Below are 16358 nucleotides of genomic sequence, written 5' to 3'. Positions count from 1 at the left end.
ATGGACGCCGATGCACAGCACACACTTTTGAAGGAATTCAGATCATGAAAAAAAATTGGTTTGGGGCTGCTTTGCTTGGCAGTCTGGTGCTTGCTGGTTGCGGAACCTTGAGTCAGGTGGACTCGGAAGGTCATACAGAAAACCCGGTGTTTCCTGACGTGGACAAAGCGACTTTTCACACGGGCTCTTATCCCAATATCGACAATCTGCGTCAGGTTCGGGAAGGTGTGACGCGTGATCAGCTTTATGACTTGTTAGGTCGCCCGCACTTTGCTGAGGGCTTCAAGGTTCGGGAGTGGGATTACCTGTTTCACTTCAACACGGTACAGGGCATCAAGACTTGTCAGTTCAAGGTGCTGTTTGATCAGGACAAGCTGGGTCGCAGCTTCTATTGGAAGCCCAGCGATTGTGCTGCTGTTCTGGATGCGACGCCCAAAACGGCGACGATTCAGCCTTTCTCGCTTTCCGGGGATGTGGCTTTTGCATTTGGCAGTGCGACCTTGACCAGCGCAGGCGTGGCGACAATTCGCGATATTGCCGGTCAGCTCAAGCAAATGTCTGACATCGAACAGGTGACGGTCTCTGGTCATACCGATCGGATCGGGAATGCGGCATCGAATCAACGCCTGTCGCAGCAGCGCGCCGAGACAGTGCGGCAGGCCTTGTCGGCACAAGGCATTCCAGCCGCCGCGATTGTGACGCAAGGCTTTGGTCAGGACCGACCTCTGGTGCAGTGTGATCAGCACAATCGCCGTGATTTGATTGCCTGCCTGGCACCGAATCGTCGGGTTGATATTGCAGTTCAAGGCCAACGCTAAGTTGGATGCAGCAACAGCGCGCGCACCTGGCCAGACTGGGTGCGCGCCATGTACCGAGATAACAATGAATATTCTGCACAAATTAGCTGTGCTGGTTCTGGCAGGCGGCTTGGCAGCGTGTCAGCAAACGGCACCTCGTCGTATCCCCGAACCGGTCGATCCTGCTCCGCCTGCCATGCAAAGCTCGGCGGTGTCGACGAATGCCAGCCCGGCAACGGCTGCTCGTAATCAATCTTCAGCCGTGATTACCCTGCATCTGGCGCAGGAAAAAGCGGAAGCGCCCTTGGTTGCGGTGGATGTGGGGGGAACCTCTCTGTATGCGCTGCCTCAGCCGGTGTTGACGCAAGCCGATCTGCATCGTGTCACCCCGGTGACGGCACAAGATCAAGGTACGTTTCTTTTGCTGGAGATGAATCAGAACGGCATTACCAAGCTGCGCAGCGTCACGGCTCAGGCGCAAGGCCACTATCTTCTTTTAAGCGTGCAAGGGCAGTTGGTCAGCGTGGCCCGTATCAGTGAAACGATTTCCGACGGACGTTTGCTAATCGGAACCCAGAATGCCCAGCATACACAGGCCATTATTAAATTGATGCAGGGTGGTCAGTGATAACAGGACTGCGTATCGCGCCCTATGTATGATTTTGATGTGGTTTTTCTCCTGATTGCACAGCCTGCATCATCGCGTGTGGGCGATATGCTGGCCCTGCATGATTATCTGGCTGGCTCAGGGGTGTGCACGACGGTAGCAACCAGCCCTACGGACCTTGCCATGCTCGGAAAGCGCCTGCGCATTCTGATTATTGATGGGGAGGGCGAGAGCGCGTTTGATGTCTATGACGTGATCTCGGCGATGCGTCAGTTGGATAATGTCGCCATCCTTTTTCTGGCTGATGAATCCCCACTGTCCTGTGAGCGTGCTTTGTATGCGGGGGCAGAAAGCTGTTTACCTGCCCGTAGTGCGTACTCCACTGTGTTAAGAACAGTGATTGAGTTGGGAAGTACCCAGCCAGCGGCTCCCATCAATGATGAGAGAGTCGCGATGAAAAGGAAGAGGCAACGTAGAAGGCACTACATTGGTTTGAACCTGAGGTCGCGCTTTTCCCGCTAGACGTACCGGGAAGAGCAGACATTCACGTTTCACGTCAGTAAAAAAAAGCCCCGATGCCAAATGCGGACATCGGGGTAAAAAGTGTGCGTGGTGCGCACGCACACATAGTCAGACGGTGAAACTATAGAGCTAGGGCGTTTAACACTTACAGGTAGGCGGGGATCCCCAGGGCTGGATCGCTTACGCCGTGCTCACCAAACTCCACTCGGCCAGCAAAGCGACGGTAGTAGCTCGGGTCGCTGTTGCTGCGCACGACAAAGTCGTACCAGTGGCCGCTGGGCTTCAAGGTCCAGGATTGCTTGGATTGCTTGCCCGGTTCAACCGTGACTTCCCATGGGCCGTCTTCGCGGTAGGCCATGGACTGGATGGTGAAGGTGCAGGCGGACTGACCACCGTTCATCATTTCCAGATAGACATCACCCTTGGACACTTCGTAGCAGACGCGGATTTCGGGGCGGGCGGCTTCGGCCTGGCTCAACACGCTGACATCGCCACGGAAGTGACGGTGAAAACCGTTCGGTCCCAGTACCCACAGGTCGTAATGGCCCAGGTTATCGGCTTGCACGTCCCAGACATCGTCCAGAATCTGGTCAGGAGCGACCATGTAGCGGCGGGGGATACGGTCCAGGTTCAGCTTGTCGTAAACGTGGAAAACAGCGGCTGCTTTACCCGTGTTGGAGAACAGCAGTTGGACGCCTTTTTCGCTGTCGCAACGGGCGCTGACGTGCAGTTCGTATGGCAGGGCTCGCGATGGACGCACGCCGGTTTGCTGCACGGGGATGCGTTGGTTGTCCACGGGTTGTGGCACCTGGGCCAGTCGTTCCTGGGCGCTGCGGATGGAGTCCGCGTCTTGACGGCTGCGACGGCCATTCAGCGTAGGCAGTGGTTCGTCGTTCGGGCTGGCAAAGTTGAAGGCAGTGGTCAGGTCACCGCAGACTGCACGGCGGTAAGGGCTGATGTTGGGCTCCATCACACCAAAGCGCTCTTCCATGAAGCGGATGACCGAAGTGTGGTCAAACACTTGGGAGTTCACCCAGCCGCCACGGCTCCAGGGGGAGATTACGTACATAGGCACACGTACGCCGGGGCCAAAGGCTTTGCCATCGCGGGGAGGCTGGCCCAGCAGACCTTTGGGGCTGGGGTAGTTGTAGTACTCAAACGCGAGTTCTTCTGCGCTCAAGGACGTCTTGCCAGCCGGTTTGCCGGTGACCGGATCAATGGACGGGACGGAAGGCGAAGGCACGTGATCAAAGAAGCCGTCGTTCTCATCAAAGTTGACTAGCAGAACCGTCTTGCTCCAGACCTCGGGGTTGGCGGTCAGGGCGTCCAGCAGTTCCTGGGTATACCAGCCACCTTGTACTGGGCTTGATGGGCCTGGGTGCTCGGAGTAGTTGGCGGGAGCGACCACCCAGGAAATCTGGGGCAGATTGCCTTCTGCCACGTCCTTGCGCAGTTGGTCGAAGAAACCACCATCGGGCATGGTGTTGGCAACACCTTTGTAGAGCGGGTTGCCCGTGTTGTCGGCTGGATCGTATGGCGAGTTGTTGGGTTTGCCGGACTTTTCGTTGGCGCGGCGATATTGCTTGAAGCCTGCCAGGGAGTTGTCGGTGAAGTTGTCGGGCAAGTTCTGGTACACCTTCCAGCTAATACCCGCTTCTTCCAGGCGCTCGGGGTAGGTTTTCCACTCGTAGCCCAGCAAGGAGGAACCCAGGCTATCCCAGGCATTGTTCACCGTACACTCGCCCGTGCCCGTGGGGCCGTTGGTGCCGGTCCACAGGAACATGCGGTTGGAGTTGGTGCCGGTGTGCATGGAACAGTGGTAGGCATCACACAGGGTGAAGGCGTTGGCCATGGCGAACTGGAACGGCACTTCGGCTTCACGGTAGAAACCCATGGAGTGGCGGTTCTTGTGCTTGGGCCAGAAATCCATGCGGCCATGATCCCAGGCGGCCTGGCCGTCGGACCAGGAGTGCGGTGTGCCGTTGACACGCTGGGCATTCCCTTTTGTGCTGTCCAGGTGGTAAGGCATGACTGTTTCAGTGGAGCTGACGTTCTGCTGCCAGACGTTGCGGCCATTGGGCAGCGGAATGGTGAAGCGGTCACCAAAACCGCGCACACCCTTCAAGGTGCCGAAGTAATGGTCAAACGAACGGTTCTCTTGCATCAGAACAATAATGTGTTCGACGTCTTTGATCGTGCCCGTTTTGTTGTTGGCGGGAATGGCCAGGGCTTTGCGGATGCTGGGAGGAAAAGCAGCCAGGGAACCTGCAGCCAGGCTTGCGCCCGTCATATTGCGTAGGAAGGTGCGGCGTGAAGTCATTGTGCTTAATCTCTTAATCAATCAAGGGGCGCATTTCAGTTGCGGCGCGGGTTCTGGCGTGGGTTTGCCGGGCTCGGTGGGCTCTTCAGGCGAGCCGGGGTTGTCCGAGCCACCGTTGTCACTACCGCTGCTGCAAGCAGCCAGCAGGCCGCAGAGCATCAACAAAACGGATGCGCGTTTTATGCGCTCGAAGGTGGATGAAGCGTTCTTGGGAGTCATGAAAAGTCCTTGCGTGGCGATCAGGGTTGGAGGCTGGACAGAGGCTGGCGGGATTCAAAAATGCTGGTCAGTTCGTCCGTGCTCAGGGCGCGGTCCCACATGGCCAGTTCGCCAAAGTCCATATTGATGTCGCTGCGTCCCCAGCGTTTGTAGTACTGGCCGGTAACGTCTTCGTTCAAACCCAGCTCGCCCGTGCCGGTGCCACCCAGGGCTTGCAGCGTGCGTGCTTCCAGGGCAACCGAACCAAATTGGGCGCCTTTCTTGGGATCGAATACGTGGCCCAGCATCTTGCCTTCGGCCTTGTCGATGACGACGGCCACATAGGCCCATTCATCGGGGGTGATGTTGTAGCCCTGGCTCTCGTTGCGGCCGCCACCGTAGCCGGTGTTAAAGCGGATGTCGCAACCACCGGCGTTAAACAGACCCAACGCAAAACCGGGGTTGTTGCCAGAGTCGTAGTTCTTGTTGGCCATGATGGAAGCGCCGTAACCCTGACAGTTGTTGGGTGTGCGCAGCCAGAAGCCGATGGTCATTTGCTGCACGCTGCTCAAGGTGAACAGGTCGCGGCTCATGGACAGGCGGTAGCCTCGGTTGCCGTTGTTGTCGGCATTGCTGCCTACGATGCGCAGACCACCTTTGGCGGTGCTGGGATCCAGGAAATCACCGGCAATCAATTGACCGGCAGGGACGGCGGGTGTGGAGGTTTGCAGGCTGCTGCCACCTTTGGCGTCGGTAAAGGGTTGCGCGTTGAAGGTGTAGTAGCTGCGCAAACCGTTTTTCAGGGTGTCAGCCAGTTTGGGAGGCGGCTGGTAGCCTACGTCTGCTTTCAGGGCGGAGGCGGCTTGGCCCACCTGGACCGAGTAGTACAGGGAGTAGGTTTGGGCGGTGTCCGAAGCGGGTAAAGGATCGGAGTAATGCGTGGTACCGGCGGGCAGGGTGGCGATCAGTTTGCCATCGCGCATCACCTGGATTTCTTGCGAGGCCTCGCCTTGCAGGACCCAGTTCAGGTCCACCATGTTTTTGTCGGCCGGTTTGTTGAAGGCCAGATTGCGTACACGGGTTTCGGCTTGCAAGGGCGAGCCGCGGAAGCGGTATTGCTCGTTTTGAAGGCCCAGGTGTGACAAGACGGTAGGCGCGATGTCGATGACGGCGGCCAGGGTGTTCATGTCTGTGGTGCTGCTGATTTGGCTGTCGGCGGCGGGCAGGGAGGCCAGGGTTTTATTGGTGGCAATAAAGCTGGTCTTGTTGCGGTTGAATTGGGAGCCAGTGGTGCCGCCGAATTCGTCCAGGCCGTAGCTGGTGGTCAGAATGATCAGCCAGTCTTCCGAGGCGTCTGCCTGTTTGCGCTTGTCGATCAGGGCAAACAGTTTGTCCAGCGAGGCCAGGGACTCCTGTACGGCTTGTTGATAGGCCGGGCTGCCCAGGCCTCCTTGTGTGGCAGCGCGGGCGGGGGCCTGGATCTGGGCCAGAATCAGGGATTTGCCTTCTTGCAGGTACTTTTGTGTTTGCTCGCTGACACAGCTATCGGAGTCGGTACAGTTGGCAGCTTCGATGATGCGGCCTTCTTGCAGGTCCTGGCTCCACAGTGTGCGGTAGTTGGCATTGCTCAAGGCCAGGGCGGCCTGGGTGGGTTTGGAGGTTTGAGCGACCAGGGTGGGGCTATTAAGTTTGGTGTCTTCCTGGCCGACACCGCGCAGGCCGTGCTGGTCTGCCCAGACGCCGGTGATCAGGGAGGCCCAGCCGGGCAGTGGCAAGGTGCGCTGTTCGCTGGCGGTGCCGACATAGCCACCGGTTTGGGCGGGGGCGATGGTCAGGTTTTTCAGGGCGGGGTGTTGGCCTGCCTGGCGAGCTTGCAGCAGGGCTTCGTAGCTCAGGCCGTCAAGGGTGACGATCAGGGCTTTTTTGCCGCCCAGTGCCTGGGGTTTGTCGCCGGGTTCGACGGTGGGGGTTTCGGGGTCGACGCCGGGGTTTGCCGGGCCATCGTTACCACCGGAGCCGCTGCCGCAGGCGGTCAGCAGCAGTGCCAGGGACAGGGAGATCCCGGCTTGCTGCAGGCGCTGCACGGTGTGGGATTTTTGGGGACGGGAGGTGAAGGTCATACAGCCACTCGTGGAGAGAAGGAAAAAAGAGAGGCCGGACTGTGCGTGGGGGTGGGCTGCTCAGTCGGCATCGGATCAGGACTGCGGGCAGTGTAGGAAGGGCGTATGACTGCCCTGTGAACGGATGGCTAAATCCGCCGATGATTGGATTGTGTTTTATGGGGTGGGGTGATTAGTGCGGGAGGATGGGGAGGGGGAGCGTTGGCTGGCTGCGGCCTGGCGGGGATGTGGCGGTTTGATGGATGGTTTGTTACGGGGAGGGGGGAGTGGCGGGGTTTGAGCGATTTTTTTATGTTTTAGGTTCAAAGTTGTTGGGTTTGGGTTTGGGTTTGGGTTTGGGTTGAGGTGGAGTGCAGGCTAGGGGGGATTGATGGAGGCAACTGAGGGGAGGATTGCCGGAGGGCATTCTTCGTGGGCCGCTGCTCGGGGTGCAGGCACAGGGGGCTGGGGCGGACTACTTGCCGACGCTGCGCGTCGGTGCCCTTGTCGGAGGGTCAATCGGGGCGCAGCCTGAACTCGCCCGGTGGTTTGTCCCCCGGACAAACCACAAGCGTCGGGCTCAAACAGCAGGCCGCTTGCATCCCCGATTGACCCTCCGACCGCGGCAAGTAGTCTGACTCGCCCTGCGCCCCCTGTGCCTGCACCCCGAGCAGCTCTCAACGGGTCGTAGAGTGACGCCCGGAATTCTTGTTTGTGCAGACTGCTGGTTTGAATCGTGATGGCTGGGACTTGTTGTTTGGGCTGGCTTTTAAAACCGTCCGGGAGGAGGGTTTTAAAAGCCACCACGTCACCACGTCACCACGTCACCACGTCACCACGTCACCACGTCACCACGTCACCACGTCACCACGTCACCACGTCACCACGTCACCACGTCACCACGTCACCACGTCACCACGTCACCACGTCACCACGTCACCACGTCACCACGTCACCACGTCACCACGTCACCACGTCACCACGTCACCACGTCACCACGTCACCACGTCACCACGTCACCACGTCACCACGTCACCACGTCACCACGTCACCACGTCACCACGTCAGTGAGGAGGTGTGGCTGCGCGTAGTCGGTGAGTGGTGATGCCCGCAGTTGGGTAGTCGGAGGCAAAGCTCAGTCGGATCGAGCAGCCAATTCAAGCTGCTCTTGTTGGATACATCGGGAGATTGAGGACGGCTGGGTTTTACAGAGTGGTTAGCGGCTGTGTCGGGAATGCCAGCATGGTCGGCTCGGTCAGTCCGGTCAGTGCCTGGATGACTTTTCTGGCTTGCTCCATGGGGGCGCTGCTGATGAAGGCGCTGTTGCCTGTTTGTATTTGTGTATTCAGGCAGTTCGCTTGTTCCAGGCGGCGGTGGACTTGGGCGGCGACGGCGAAGGAGGGTTCCAGAATGTGGAAGCGCGAGCCGCTGATGGCTTCGATGGTGGGGCGCAGGAAGGGGTAGTGGGTGCAGCCCAGTACGAGTGTGTCGGCTTGGCTTTGCAGGGCCGGGGCCAAGCGTGCCTGGAGTTCTGCTTCGATTTCCGGGCCTGACAGTTGCAGGGCTTCGACGCGGTCGGCCAGGCCGGGGCAGGGAATGCGGATGACTTCTATGTCGCTGGCGTAGCGCTCAATCAGGTTTTGCAGGCCGCTGCTGTCCAGAGTGCGGCTGGTGGCCATCAGGGCGATGCTACGGCTGCGGCTTAAGGCAGCCGCCGGTTTGATGGCCGGTTCGATGGCGATGATGGGGATGTTGAGTTGGGCCCGCAAGGTGGGGGCGGCAACCAGGGTGGCGGTGTTGCAGGCGATGACGAGCGCTTTGCAGCCTTGGTCGACCAGCACTTGTGCCATGCGCTGGGTGCGTTCCACGATCCATTCGGGGGAGCGGTCGCCGTAAGGGGCGCAGTGTGAGTCGGCCAGATACAGCAGGTTCTCGTTGGGCAGGGACTGGCGCAGGGCGCGCCAGATGGACAGGCCGCCCACGCCCGAGTCAAACAGGCCGATAGGAGCCTGAGCAAAGGTGGACGAGGTGGATGTACTCATGGCGCTGGATAATTCTTGTGGAGCAAAGCTCGTATTATGGCGCGTTTGTGGTCCTTGGAGCAGGGGGCGGGTTCTGCCTGCAGACAAAGTTAAGGTTTCTATTTGCAACGAGTGAAGGGGGGGTGTGGGCGGCCGGTGTTTGGCCGCCCTGTGTGGCGTGTCAGGCCAGTTGCTTCAAGACGCCGCCCACCGCATCAAAGAGTGAGCTGAGTTGGGCGGGTGTGCTGGTGAAGGGCGGGCCAAATTGCAAGGTGTCGCCGCCAAAGCGTACGTAAAAACCTTGTTTCCATAGTTGCAGGCCTGCTTCAAAGGGACGGATGGCGGGGTCGCCATTGCGGGGTGCCAGTTGAATGGCTCCCGCTAAACCGCAGTTACGGATGTCGATGACGTTGGGGCAGTCGCGCAGTTGGTGCAGGGCTTGTTCAAAGTGTGGCGCCAGTTCGGCGGAGCGTTGCAGCAGATTGTCTTGTTCCAGCAATTCCAGTGCGGCCAGACCGGCGGCGCAGGCCACGGGGTGGGCGGAGTAGGTATGGCCGTGGCTGAATTCGACGGCGTGCAGTGGCAAGTCCTGGCCCATGAAGGTTTGGTAGATCTCTTTGCTGGCAATGACCGCGCCCATGGGAATGGCGCCGTTGGTCAGTTGCTTGGCCATGGTCATGACATCGGGTGTGACGCCAAAGTATTCGGCTCCGGTGTGGGTGCCCAAACGACCCAGGCCGGTAATGACTTCATCAAATACCAGCAGGATGTTGTGCTGATCGCAAATCTGACGCAGGCGTTGCAGGTAGCCGGTAGGGGGAACCAGTACGCCTGCCGAGCCGGAGACGGGCTCTACAAATACAGCGGCGATGGTACTGGCATCGTGCAGTTCGATCAGTTTAAGCAGTTCATCGGCCAAAGTAAGACCGCCGGTTTCAGGCTGGCCGTGGGTGAAGGCGCAGTCTGCTTGCAGTACGTGGGGCAAGTGGTCGGCATCCATCAACTGGCCAAACATTTTGCGGTTGCCGCCTATGCCACCCAGGCTGGTCCCAGCCACGTTGACGCCGTGGTAGCCGCGGGCTCGGCCAATCAGGCGGGTTTTGGTGGCCTGGCCTTTGATGCGCCAGTAGGCACGCACCATTTTGACGACGGTGTCCGTACATTCAGAGCCGGAGTTGGTGAAAAACACGTGGTCCAGGCCTTCAGGGGTGAGCTGAGTCAGCTTGTCGGCCAGTTGAAATGCGGCTGGGTGTCCAAACTGAAAGGCGGGGGAGTAGTCCAGTTGCCCCAGTTGGCGATGCACGGCTGCCTGGATCTCATGGCGGGCGTGGCCTGCACCGCAAGTCCAAAGCCCGGACAGGCTGTCAAAAATCTGGCGGCCGTCCTGGTCGTACAGCCAGTTGCCTTCGGCTTTCACGACCAGGCGTGGGTCCTGCTGAAAGTGCCGGTTCGCGGTAAAGGGCATCCAGTGGGACTGGAGATTGAGTTCACTGGCGATCTGCTGGGGCGCAAAGTAGGGTGAGTTCACGTCGGTCTCCTCAAGGCGGTGAATACCCCCAGTGTAGGGAGCTAAGTTGTTGAGTAAAATACGTTTTTATTCAACTTCACTTATTGTTTTACTCACCTATATGCATCTGAAAGGACTCTTGCAGGTTTCCGATTTTGATTTGCGCCTGCTGCGTGTGTTCAGAACGGTGGCGCAAGTGGGCAGCTTTTCGGCTGCAGAGGGTGTGCTGGGGATTACGCGCTCGGCCATCAGCTTGCACATGAGCGATCTGGAAAAGCGCCTGGGGGGTATACGGTTGTGCCAGCGTGGCAGGGCGGGTTTTGCCTTGACGGAAGAAGGCCGGCAAGTGCTGCGGGCCAGTGAAACCTTGATGGCGGCGGTGGAGAACTTCCGTAGCGAGGTTAATCAACTGCATTCCAGTTTGAGGGGAGATTTGAATATAGGGTTGATGAATAGCCTGATCTCGCAGCCACATATGCACATTACGTCGGCCTTGCGCACCCTGCGGCAAAACAGTGATGCGGTGCGTGTGCATATCAGCATGAGTACGCCGGGGGAGATAGAGCGTGGCTTGTTGGAGGACCGTTTGCACATGGGCGTGCTGCCTGAAACCAATGCGCTTAGCGGCTTGGAGTACCGCACGCTGTATGCCGAGCCTTATTTTCTGTATTGCTCCTGGGAGCATCCCTTGTTCCGTGCCGCTCAAAAAGGGACGGTACCACCTGCGGATTTGCGCGCTGCGGCTGCTATTGCTCCTGCGTATCGAATGAGTTCGGAAGCCATTGCCCAGCATCAGGATTTGAATTGTGTGGCAACGGCCAGTGATCGGGAAGGCATCGCTTTTTTGATTCTGACTGGTGAGTACATCGGCTTCTTGCCCGAGCATGTCGCAGCCCGTTGGGTGGAAAAGGGGCAGATGATCGCGGTGGACCCGCAGCAGCGCCAATTCACGATTCCCCTGTCGTTGGCCATGCGCAAGGATAGGCGCGCGCATGCGATTGTGGATTACTTCTTGAATGCGCTGGACTCTGTTGCGCAGAATTGAAATGGCCAGCGTCGTGGCTGGCCGTGTGCTTGCTGTACGTCCCTGATGCGTATGCTTAGGTCGGGCTGGCCCGGTGCCATAACAAGGTGCCCATGCCCAACTTGCCACCGACGACCACGGGGTCACGGGTGATCAGTTCCAGTGCTCCTTCGCTAAATCGCGCCAGTCTTGGCTGGGGCACGTCCACCCAGTCCGGGTACAAGGACATATCCACAAAATGGGTCACGCAGTGGGCTTGCTCATCGACTTCAAACGTACCGGCATAAGCCAGGTAGCTGTCTATCAGGCTTTGGCAGGGGTCTTGCACGGTTCTGTCACTGCTGCCCAGTTGGGCGGCCATGTAGCCTGTTCCCGTATAAATCAGCATGCCGATCGGGTTGGGGCCTAGACCTGGATAGGAAGGAGAGCCATCCGAGGGGACAAAATCAAACGACACCAGTTTCCAGACGCCAATCAGTTTGCTACGTAAGGTATGCGACATCAAAAACTCCTGAATAGTCGGTTTTTTTTCTGCAGTAAAACCGTTTCATCATGAGGTTTTTGTCTATACATAACAATCTATTAGCGATTTTTATTTCCTATCGATCAACCCTACGGATCTTTATTTTTTAAGTGGCAATGGCCTGCACAGATTACCCAGTATTTCCAAGGCATTGCTGCTTTGATCGGTCCAGGGATGACCAAAATTCAGGCGTAAACAATGGCTGTAGTTTTGGGTGGTAGAGAAAATAGAACCCGGTGCCAGACTGATGCCTTGTGACAAGGCCTGACGATGCAAGTCCAGCGTCTGTACGCTTTTTTCCAGCTCTACCCAGAGAAAGTAGCCGCCTTCGGGGCGTGTGGCGCGGGTGCCTGTCGGGAAGTAGCGTCCCAGGGCTTTGGAGAACTGTTCATACTGATTTTTCAGTTGGGTGCGCAGGCGACGCAGATGCTGGTCGTAGGCTCCTTTTTCCAGATAGCTGGCCAGAGCCAGTTGAGTAGGAACGGGAGAGGTCAGTGTTGTGGTCAGCTTGGCTTTGGCGACTTCGCGGGTATAGCGTCCCGGCACAGCCCAGCCTACCCGATAGCCGGGTGCCAGGGTTTTGGAAAAGGAGGAGCAGTGCATCACCAAACCCTGGCGATCAAAGGCTTTGGCGGGTCGTGGGCGTTCGGTATCGAAGTACAGCTCGCCGTACACATCGTCCTCGATCAAGGGGATTTCGTGACGGGCCAATAGCTCTACCAATTGTGCTTTTTTGGCGTCCGGCATCAGGCTGCCCAATGGGTTCTGGAAGTTGGTCATCAACCAGCAGGCTTTGGGGGAGTGGCGCACGATGGCTTGCTCCAACGCATCCAGATCGATGCCCTCGCGTGGGTGAGTGGGCACTTCCAGGGCCTGCAGTTTCATGCGCTCCAAAGACTGCAAGGCAGCATAGAAAGTGGGTGACTCCACCAGCACAATATCGCCCGGCTGGGTGACGGCGGCCAGGCAGAGATTCAGGGCTTCCAGTGCGCCATTGGTAATCACAATATCGTTAGCGTTGATAGCCATGCCTTGAGCCAAATAACGCAAGGCAATCTGCCGACGCAGGGCGGCATGCCCCTGGGTCAGATCATCCAGGCTGGCCCAAGGATCTTGCTGTTTGAGACTGGCTGATAAAAAGCGGCCTAATCGCTCCAGTGGAAAGAGCAGGGGGCTGGGAAATGCTGATCCCAAGGGAGCAACGGAGCGCTCTGAACTGGATTGCAAAATCGCCATGATCAGGTCGCTATTGTTGACGTTGGTGGCCTGCAAGGGGGGCTGGGACGCGGTGTCGGCTTCCAGCGTATGTGGGGCCAGATGAGAGCACACGTAATAGCCCGAACGTGGGCGTGCCTGTATCAGCCCTTGTGCTTCCAGACGGTAATAAGCCTGAAAAATCGTCGAGGCGCTGATCTTGTGCTTATCCATTAACTGGCGCACCGACGGCATGCGCTCGCCCGCCGCGACCGTGCCGTCCAGAATGGCCTGGGCCAGCTCTTTTGCCAGAGTCTCATATAGTTTCATGCGACTTGATACTCCATCTGATACGGTTGATTCGCCAAATGTGGTTTTTTTATTATCTGATGGGTAGGGCTGTAAGCACAAGCAAGGCGCTATTTACGCCGCTTACAGGACAACTGATAGGGTTTTTGAAGCTTTAACTGATTCTTGGAATGCTCTGTACCGACGGGTAGCCTTGCGAGTGTTTTCGTCCGTGCCCCTGCGGGGGACGGCCCTATCTCATCAGAGGAATACCATGAACCCGACGGCGCTTTTGCTTGCCGCATTCATCCTGTCGATTGCCGGGCTTTTTGCCTTTATCTGGTCCTTGCGCAAGGGCCTGTTCGATGCTGACGTCAGTGGTGCACGCACTATTTTTCATAAGGGCGAGATCGGCCAGCCCGAAGAGCCTTCTGCCGGTGATGCTCAACGGCAAGCGCTCAGTTTGGCTGCCGCAGACCATCTGGCAGAGAACCACGGCCAGCAAACCAGTGCTGTAGAGATGGAGGCACGCGAGCAGGCTGACCGCTCCAGCTCCATGCCTGCTTTTTTATTGATTGTCTGTGCGGTGGTCTGGCTGGTGGTGGCGTCTTTTGCCGGTCTGATCAGTTCGCTGAAACTGCATTGGCCAGAGTTCCTGGGCGATGTGTCCTGGTTGAGCTTTGGCCGTCTGCGCACGATTCACCTGAACGGTGTTGCATATGGCTGGGCCCCGATGGGCTTGCTGGGGCTGACAATCTGGATGCTGCCGCGCCTGCTGCAAACCCCACTTTTGGGTGGCCGTTTGGTGATGGTCGGTGGACTGGTCTGGAACGCGGCTCTGGTCGCGGGGATCGGGGCCTTGGCCATTGGTTTGAATGCTGGTTTGGAGTGGCTGGAAATTCCCTGGCAGATTGGTGTGCTGTTTGCCTTTGGCGGCATGATGATCGGCATGCCACTGGCCTTGATGCTTTCGCAACGCAAGGTCAAGCACTTGTACGTGTCGGTTTGGTACATCGGTGCCGCACTGTTCTGGTTCCCGATCCTGTATCTGGTTGCCAAGGTTCCGGGCGTGCACTTTGGCGTTGAGCAGGCCACCATGAACTGGTGGTTCGGGCATAACGTGCTGGGCCTGTTCTACACCCCCATGTCGATTGCGGCCATTTACTACTTCTTGCCTAAAGTCATCGGGCGTCCCGTACGTTCCTACAACTTGTCCTTGCTGGGTTTCTGGACGCTGGCCTTTTTCTACGGTCAGGTCGGAGCACACCATTTGATCGGTGGCCCTATTCCTGAATGGCTGATCACTCTGTCCATCGTGCAAAGCGTGATGATGGTGATTCCGGTGCTGGCCTTCTCGGCTAACCAGCACTTGACCTTGAAAGGTCACTTCAGTGCGTTGCGTCATTCGCCGGTTCTGCGGTTCATCGTCTTTGGCGCCATGATGTACACCGTCGCCTCCCTGCAAGGTTCTGCTGAAGCCTTGCGCTCCCTGAACTCCATTACGCACTTCACACACTTCACCGTAGCGCATGCTCACCTGGGCATGTATGGCTTTGTGACCATGGTGATTTTTGGTGGGGTGTACTTTGCCTTACCCCGCATTCTGAATACCGCCTGGCCCCGTCCAGCCTTGATCTCCTGGCACTTCTGGCTGGTGGTGGCTGGCTTTGCGGTGTACATGATCACGCTCAGCATTGGTGGCGTACTGCAAGGCTTGGCCTTGCTGGATCCAACGCGTGGCTTTATGGAGTCCGTGGCTGTCACCATGCCCTGGCTGCAAGGTCGCTCCATTGGTGGTGCTTTGATGACTTTGGGCCATCTGGTGTTTGCCCTGCACGTCTTGCTGATGATTGTGAAGTCCGGTGCGTTCGCCTTGACCGAGTCTCGCTCGGCTGCCGTGCGCCGTACTGCTGAGCTGGAGGTTTGAGGACATGGAAAACGAACTGAAGTTGATTATCGGGTCCATGGTGACCTTGTCCCTGGCCACGGCCGCCATGATTGTGGTGCCTTTTCTGCAGTTGAAAGACGAGCCTGCACCGGAAGGCTTGTCGCCCTATACCAGCCAGGAAGTACGTGGCCGGGCGGTGTATCGGGGCAATGGTTGTATTACTTGCCACACACAGCAGCCCAGTACCACGGGAGCCGGTGTCGCTGATGCCAGCCGTGGCTGGGGGCGCGCCTCTGTGGCGGGGGATTATCACTATGATGATCCGCCTTTGCTGGGCACCATGCGTACCGGGCCGGATCTGTTCAATATTGGCGTGCGTCAGCCTAGTCAGGATTGGCATCTGGGCCATTTGTATGATCCGCGCGCGTATTCGCCGGGTAGCAATATGCCTCCCTATCGTTTTCTGTTCGAGGCGAAAGACCCGGATCAGGTACAGCCTGATGAGCGTGTTGTTAGCCTGCCACCGGGTGTAGCGCCAGAGGGCAAGGTGGTTGTGGCACGTCCGGAGGCCTTGGATCTGGTCGTGTATTTGCAGTCGCTCAAGCACGTCTATCCAATCTTGAGTGCTGATGTCGTGGAGCGCGAGGAATGAACAAGCCTGTGCAAAATCGTCAAAGCGAGAACGCCGATCCCCATGAGCAGTACAACCCGGTTCCGCGAGTTGTGATTCTGGTGATTTTGGCGCTGCTGGCCTGGGCGGTGTACTACATCGTGTCGGCTCAGCCTAATAGCTCTCCCCGCTTGGGTGATCAACGACCGTTGGCTGTGTTGGCTCCTGCCCCTGCCAGTGCCTCTGCGGATGGCAAGCAGCTTTATGCCAATGCCTGTGTGGCCTGCCATCAGGCGACGGGACAAGGTTTGCCGGGAGTGTTTCCCCCTTTGGCTGACTCTGAATGGGTGAAGGGCGAGCCCAAGGTGTTGGCTCAGTTGGTGTTGCATGGCATTAACGGGCCTATCACGGTGAAAGGGCAGCAGTATCAGGGAGCAATGCCTGCTTTTGCGGAGCAGTTCAGTGATGCGGAGCTAGCCGCCGTGTTTAATTTCATTCGCCATGAATGGGGGAATGAGGCAGAGGCGCTTACTCCTGAACTTGTCGCTGAAGCGCGTGCGGCTAGTGCGGAGCGTACTCAGCCTTGGCAGGGGGAGCAGGAGTTACAGGACTGGATTGCAGCGCAGTAAGACGCTGGGATGCTTTTGAAAGGAATCAATAATTAGAAGCACGTTTTGAAACGGTAGCACGCCGGGAACAGGCCCCCGGCTTTTGAACCGATATCTCACCCGACCCCAGGGTTGGAGATGTCGGTTCTTTT

At 57.9% G+C, this 16358-nt stretch carries 14 protein-coding genes; 7 read left to right on the top strand and 7 right to left on the bottom strand.

The features are described from left to right. Positions 1-44: 44 nt before the first annotated feature. The 3 genes from JYG33_RS08850 to JYG33_RS08840 all read left to right on the top strand — a co-directional run bounded on the left by JYG33_RS08850 (position 45) and on the right by JYG33_RS08840 (position 1926). The gene (locus tag JYG33_RS08850; RefSeq protein WP_207875575.1) at positions 45-818 is read left to right on the top strand and encodes an OmpA family protein; all 774 of its coding nucleotides are present in this window, start codon (positions 45-47) and stop codon (positions 816-818) included. Positions 819-882: 64 nt separating this feature from the next. Continuing rightward, positions 883-1425, top strand: coding sequence for a hypothetical protein (locus JYG33_RS08845; protein WP_207875574.1), 543 nt, complete (start codon positions 883-885; stop codon positions 1423-1425). Between the two features lie 24 nt (positions 1426-1449). Then, entirely contained in the window at positions 1450-1926 is a 477-nt protein-coding gene (locus JYG33_RS08840) for a hypothetical protein (RefSeq protein ID WP_207875573.1), read from the top strand. Positions 1927-2071: 145 nt separating this feature from the next. Here the strand turns inward: JYG33_RS08840 and JYG33_RS08835 are convergent, their stop codons facing one another. From JYG33_RS08835 to JYG33_RS08815, 5 genes are all read right to left on the bottom strand, one after another. Further along, complete coding sequence (locus JYG33_RS08835) at positions 2072-4246, bottom strand: phospholipase C, phosphocholine-specific (protein WP_207875572.1); 2175 nt, start codon at positions 4244-4246, stop codon at positions 2072-2074. A gap of 21 nt (positions 4247-4267) precedes the next feature. After that, positions 4268-4465, bottom strand: coding sequence for a hypothetical protein (locus tag JYG33_RS08830; protein WP_207875571.1), 198 nt, complete (start codon positions 4463-4465; stop codon positions 4268-4270). Positions 4466-4485: 20 nt separating this feature from the next. Beyond that, on the bottom strand, positions 4486-6564 hold the full coding sequence (locus JYG33_RS08825) for a LamG-like jellyroll fold domain-containing protein (RefSeq protein WP_207875570.1): 2079 nt from the start codon (positions 6562-6564) through the stop codon (positions 4486-4488). A gap of 1184 nt (positions 6565-7748) precedes the next feature. Then, entirely contained in the window at positions 7749-8585 is an 837-nt protein-coding gene (gene murI / locus JYG33_RS08820; RefSeq protein WP_207875569.1) for a glutamate racemase, read from the bottom strand. Between the two features lie 160 nt (positions 8586-8745). Beyond that, complete coding sequence (locus tag JYG33_RS08815; protein ID WP_207875568.1) at positions 8746-10092, bottom strand: aspartate aminotransferase family protein; 1347 nt, start codon at positions 10090-10092, stop codon at positions 8746-8748. Between the two features lie 100 nt (positions 10093-10192). Between JYG33_RS08815 and JYG33_RS08810 the strand changes: the two genes are divergently transcribed. Beyond that, on the top strand, positions 10193-11116 hold the full coding sequence (locus tag JYG33_RS08810; protein ID WP_207875567.1) for a LysR family transcriptional regulator: 924 nt from the start codon (positions 10193-10195) through the stop codon (positions 11114-11116). 55 nt (positions 11117-11171) lie between these two features. On the opposite strand, the gene JYG33_RS08805 is transcribed toward JYG33_RS08810, so the two are convergent. After that, positions 11172-11597 (bottom strand): lipocalin-like domain-containing protein, encoded by a 426-nt coding sequence (locus JYG33_RS08805; RefSeq protein ID WP_207875566.1) that lies wholly within the window; start codon positions 11595-11597, stop codon positions 11172-11174. 120 nt (positions 11598-11717) lie between these two features. Next, positions 11718-13142, bottom strand: coding sequence for a PLP-dependent aminotransferase family protein (locus JYG33_RS08800; protein ID WP_207875565.1), 1425 nt, complete (start codon positions 13140-13142; stop codon positions 11718-11720). A 232-nt stretch (positions 13143-13374) separates the two neighbouring features. On the opposite strand from JYG33_RS08800, the gene JYG33_RS08795 reads away from it, so the two are divergent. Genes JYG33_RS08795 through JYG33_RS08785 form a run of 3 tightly spaced genes read left to right on the top strand, consistent with a single transcriptional unit; the run spans position 13375 to position 16227 of the window. After that, positions 13375-15027, top strand: a complete 1653-nt coding sequence (locus JYG33_RS08795) for a cbb3-type cytochrome c oxidase subunit I (RefSeq protein WP_207875564.1) — start codon at positions 13375-13377, stop codon at positions 15025-15027. Positions 15028-15031: 4 nt separating this feature from the next. Then, a complete protein-coding gene (locus JYG33_RS08790) occupies positions 15032-15640 on the top strand; it encodes a cbb3-type cytochrome c oxidase subunit II (protein WP_207875563.1) in 609 nt (202 codons plus the stop codon). Next, positions 15637-16227: a cytochrome c gene (locus JYG33_RS08785; protein WP_207875562.1), complete on the top strand. Its 591-nt coding sequence runs from the start codon at positions 15637-15639 to the stop codon at positions 16225-16227. The genes JYG33_RS08790 and JYG33_RS08785 overlap by 4 nt, the downstream gene beginning before the upstream one ends. Positions 16228-16358: the final 131 nt, after the last annotated feature.

The organism is Alcaligenes sp. SORT26 (assembly GCF_017377875.1).
In the GTDB taxonomy this organism is placed as follows: domain Bacteria; phylum Pseudomonadota; class Gammaproteobacteria; order Burkholderiales; family Burkholderiaceae_B; genus Alcaligenes; species Alcaligenes parafaecalis.
The sequence above is the reverse complement of the archived record's forward strand: the minus strand, read 5'-3'. Positions and strand labels throughout refer to the sequence as shown.